Origin of the sequence: Bartonella sp. TT119HLJHH (genome assembly GCF_042193385.1) — a bacterium.
GTDB lineage: Bacteria > Pseudomonadota > Alphaproteobacteria > Rhizobiales > Rhizobiaceae > Bartonella.
The window spans coordinates 1760-5320 of record NZ_JBHILS010000036.1 but is presented as its reverse complement, the minus strand read 5'-3'; the positions used below and the strand labels follow the sequence as shown (position 1 = coordinate 5320).

6 protein-coding genes and 1 pseudogene are annotated in these 3561 nt (G+C 47.2%); all 7 read right to left on the bottom strand.

What is annotated here, in order from left to right; translation table 11 throughout:
* Positions 1 to 248 (bottom strand): annotated as a pseudogene (locus ACFIJL_RS08485) (baseplate assembly protein); the annotation flags it as partial.
* Positions 245 to 766: a hypothetical protein gene (locus ACFIJL_RS08480; protein WP_375612329.1), complete on the bottom strand. Its 522-nt coding sequence runs from the start codon at positions 764 to 766 to the stop codon at positions 245 to 247. The gene ACFIJL_RS08480 and the pseudogene ACFIJL_RS08485, both read right to left, overlap by 4 nt.
* Positions 763 to 1257, bottom strand: coding sequence for a phage virion morphogenesis protein (locus tag ACFIJL_RS08475; RefSeq protein WP_375612328.1), 495 nt, complete (start codon positions 1255 to 1257; stop codon positions 763 to 765). The genes ACFIJL_RS08480 and ACFIJL_RS08475 overlap by 4 nt, the downstream gene beginning before the upstream one ends.
* Before the next feature lies 1 nt (position 1258).
* Positions 1259 to 1681 carry a gp436 family protein gene (locus tag ACFIJL_RS08470; RefSeq protein WP_375624209.1) on the bottom strand — a complete coding sequence of 141 codons (423 nt, stop codon included), beginning with the start codon at positions 1679 to 1681 and terminating at the stop codon, positions 1259 to 1261.
* A 15-nt stretch (positions 1682 to 1696) separates the two neighbouring features.
* The gene (locus tag ACFIJL_RS08465; RefSeq protein ID WP_375612338.1) at positions 1697 to 2662 is read right to left on the bottom strand and encodes a capsid protein; all 966 of its coding nucleotides are present in this window, start codon (positions 2660 to 2662) and stop codon (positions 1697 to 1699) included.
* A gap of 12 nt (positions 2663 to 2674) precedes the next feature.
* Positions 2675 to 3016: a hypothetical protein gene (locus tag ACFIJL_RS08460; RefSeq protein WP_375613753.1), complete on the bottom strand. Its 342-nt coding sequence runs from the start codon at positions 3014 to 3016 to the stop codon at positions 2675 to 2677.
* Positions 3013 to 3561 (bottom strand): phage protease (locus tag ACFIJL_RS08455; RefSeq protein ID WP_375624207.1); only part of this gene is annotated, 549 nt, incomplete at its 5' end. The genes ACFIJL_RS08460 and ACFIJL_RS08455, both read right to left, overlap by 4 nt.

Sequence of the window (3561 nt, the reverse complement as noted above, 5' to 3'; positions counted from 1 at the left end):
CGCACCGGATCACCAACATGGAGGGGCATATTGCTTGAGAGAGCGCCAGAAGCTTCTTGCGCTTGCAACCAAGGCGATAAAACCGCTTGTCTATTGGAACCCTGTTCGGAAAGTTTCACCCGCACCCTATGGCCATCAACTTGCACAACCCGCCCGATCATGTGCTGGTTGGCAAGACAGCGTTCAAGCGCATCAAGACGCTTCATGATTTGTCGAAAGGTATCACTTAAGAGATGTGCGTCATTCATGCCCCCACCTCATTGTCCCATGAAATCAAACCACTTTTGAGTTGTCCTTCATCACAAAAAATATCATGTCCCAACTGATGCAAATCTTGGTGCCATTCCACCACGCTTATCGATACACCACGCTGCTTAATCGCCGCAGAGATAATCGGTTCAATTTGCACCTCACGCGGGGCACTCAAATGCGTTAGTCCCCACAATTGCCCGCTATGACAAAGCACCGCAATAGCTTCTGCTAAAAGCCAACTGGAAACATCACGCTCTTTACCTGTGGTAATAATAAAAGCCCCTAAATGAAGATCAGCACTCATCTGTCCAGAAGCAACAGAAATTAAACGGCTTTCTAACACCGCAACACGCACGGCTGGAGCCACCAGCATCTGTGTTTCAAGCTCTTCTAAGTTAAAACGTCCAAATTGACAGCCGCAATCACGCACATCCGGTAAAGCGCCTTTAAGGCTTCTTATCACCGCTTCACGAAACTGATTAATGCGCCCTGCTTGTGTGATCGTTTGACTCATGAAAAGACCCTTTCCAGCCAATCTTCTGTCGCTTTGACAATTTCCACTTTATTGTGCTCTGAAAGCCCCAAATAAGGGCGTGCGGGCATGGTCACTTGATGCACACAAACAAAGCGGTGTGCTTTGCCGCTTTTAAGAAAAAAGCGCAGTGTCTTGCCATTTTTCGGGCGAATAACCCCACCCAATTGATGAATCCGCGCATAAACCAACCCAGAGCCCACAATCACCTGTTCTGGTGAAGCTTTCATATCAATGGAGCGTGAAAGCGCCCCACTGGCATAAAGAATGGAAGTGCGGGCATGATTGTTTTTCCACTTCTCTCCTTGAGCAGACATTTTTTCACTTTGAATCCGCCGCCTTGTGCTTTCTTGGATGAGACGCCCAACCCCTTGTGCCAAAGTCCCCATCGAGCTATCAGCTCCCTTTTGCAAAAAGGATAAAGCCGCTTCAAGCCCTGTCTCTTTAATCTCAATATGGGTTGCAACAGACATGTTATCTTCCCATCAAACGCGGCTTGGCATGAAAAAAAGCCCCATCACGAACCGGTCCATCTTCGCTCATAATTTTAGGTTCATCTATGCCTAAACCCGCTTTGCCTTCGGCAATACGTTTCAAGAGTTCAACCGCCTGTTTGTAACGATCTTCAATAGTCGTGGTCAGTGCCGTATGGCGTATGGCTAAATTATAAACAGCAATATTGACACAGATCATACCCAGAGCCGCTGGCTGTCCAGCAATGGGGATTGAGTAGCGATGAGACAAATGCACATCAATCTCACCACTTGCCTGTTCGAGCGCGCGGGCAATGGCTTGCTCTGAAAAAACTGGATCAGAATTCTCATCCATCCCGCACAAATCATCCAAGAAGTCATCACCCCAGAGCTCTTCAATCAATGTTTTGCTTGCATAAGCCATGTTTAAAAGTTTCCCTTAGACAACTTCTTGCAACAAAACGCCGGCATCTTTTGCAGCGACCAATTCACACACCCGTTCCCCCACACGCACCCGTTTACCGCCTGATAAGCCGATATCTGGATCATTGATCACTCCAGACAAACGCTCGCCCAACTGGGCGCTAAAGCCCCAACTGATCACCGAACCATCTGCCTGTTGTTTGGTAGGGTCAATATAAAGCAGTGCAATCTTATTGCCCCACACGCGTGCCAATTGTGCCGAACGCCCTTTACGTGCCAAATTCACTTGCGATTCACCAATGAGTAAACGATCGGGGTGTATTTCCATCAGATCAGCAAATTGCGCCTTGGTGACAAAACCATCAGCAGTGCCACCCCCTTTAACGGCTTTAATGATTTTGGGATGACGTTTGAGTTTTGACCAAACAACTTTGCCCATCACAATGGTGTTGGGCGTATAGACGAGACTTTTATCCATCGCCTCATCTAAAGTGGCATAAGGGTCAGATTTCTCATAATCGCTAAATTTATTTTCACCCTTAAGCGTAATCACCCGCTCTGGTGCGTAATTTTCACTTCTTTGCACAAGGGCTGCAACACGCACTTCACGCCCCAATTCTAGCAAATTGGCAAGTCCTTCTACAGCTGTCTTTTCGGGGTTATAACGAGAGCGTCGCTCCGCCCGTGCGCGTGCCGCTGCTTCAATATCTGAATTGGGGATAAGATCATCAAGTCCGTAATCTTTGACACTGGCTTCCCGTTCAAAGGCAGAAAATTCCACCACATTCGGGCGCCCTTTCCGCCCAACTTCAAGTTCAGGCACGGTAAAATTTTCCGCTAAAGGAAATTCACTGTATTTAAACACCTCACTTAAAACACAAACGCGTGGCAAAACTTTATCGCCAATAAGAGAACCTGCTGGATTGCGATAACCAATAGCAATAGCGGTGAGTGTTGGATCAATGGGAAAAGGTCTGTTCATTTTATGCCTCGATTAATTAATTTTAAAAGAAATAACATCACCAGCAGAACCATCACTCATGGCAATACCAATGGTGCGATCTGCGGCTTCCGCTTTAATGGCGTGTCCTTTGGGGTCAGAGGTCAAAAAATCACCAAAGGAAACATTGCCTCCACAAACCACTTCGCCCCAACCACATTGGCCAACATCAATCATCTCACCAGCCTTTGCACTCAATGACCCAGCAGTCCCTAATAATTTATCACCCTTACCAGAAGCCGTTGCCACCATTCCGTCACCGCGCGCTGCAACAATGCAATAAGGTGAAATCACATCTCCAGCGCGAAAAGATTTAATCAAAATCATCGTACTCATGATTGGCGCTCCTTTTGCTCGCTAATATACTCAACTGCTTGGCTAATGGTGATGTCGAAGCCTTTTTGCTTCTGCTCTTCCTGATAATGGCGTGCCGCAAGGGCAACCTCTTCTGGAGCAAGCTTTGGTTCTTGCGCTAAGGAACACACTTCTAAAGGGCTTGTTGAGGCAAGCGCCGGCAATTTCTCGACCAAACTTTTAAAATGCTCCATCCCCCCTTCAAGGCTACAGAGCGCACGATATTCCTCGCGAGCAGCCGGCAAAATCTTGCCCTCTTCAATGGTCTTATCTAAAAGACTCTCAATGGCACTGTTTTTTTGCTCTTCTTGCAAAAGCGCTAAATCTTCTCGCGCTTTTGTTAATTGGGCATTTAATTCCACGCGTTCCTTTTCGCGCGCTTTAAGCGTTGCTAAAACCTCATCCGCTTTAGCATCTTCTGCCAGTGATAGTGCACTGGCAATGGCTGTCAAATCCATCATTTTCTCCGTCAAAGTTATAGGGGAAGGCTGTTCACGGCTTAAAGCCGTCATGACAAGGGCTGGACG

What these genes read in the sequence shown, in the direction of transcription:
- ACFIJL_RS08460 (WP_375613753.1), bottom strand. Translation starts at nt 3,016, where the DNA reads ATGAGTACGATGATTTTGATTAAATCTTTTCGCGCTGGAGATGTGATT.
- ACFIJL_RS08480 (WP_375612329.1), bottom strand. Translation starts at nt 766, where the DNA reads ATGAGTCAAACGATCACACAAGCAGGGCGCATTAATCAGTTTCGTGAA.
- ACFIJL_RS08465 (WP_375612338.1), bottom strand. Translation starts at nt 2,662, where the DNA reads ATGAACAGACCTTTTCCCATTGATCCAACACTCACCGCTATTGCTATT.
- ACFIJL_RS08470 (WP_375624209.1), bottom strand. Translation starts at nt 1,681, where the DNA reads ATGGCTTATGCAAGCAAAACATTGATTGAAGAGCTCTGGGGTGATGAC.
- ACFIJL_RS08475 (WP_375612328.1), bottom strand. Translation starts at nt 1,257, where the DNA reads ATGTCTGTTGCAACCCATATTGAGATTAAAGAGACAGGGCTTGAAGCG.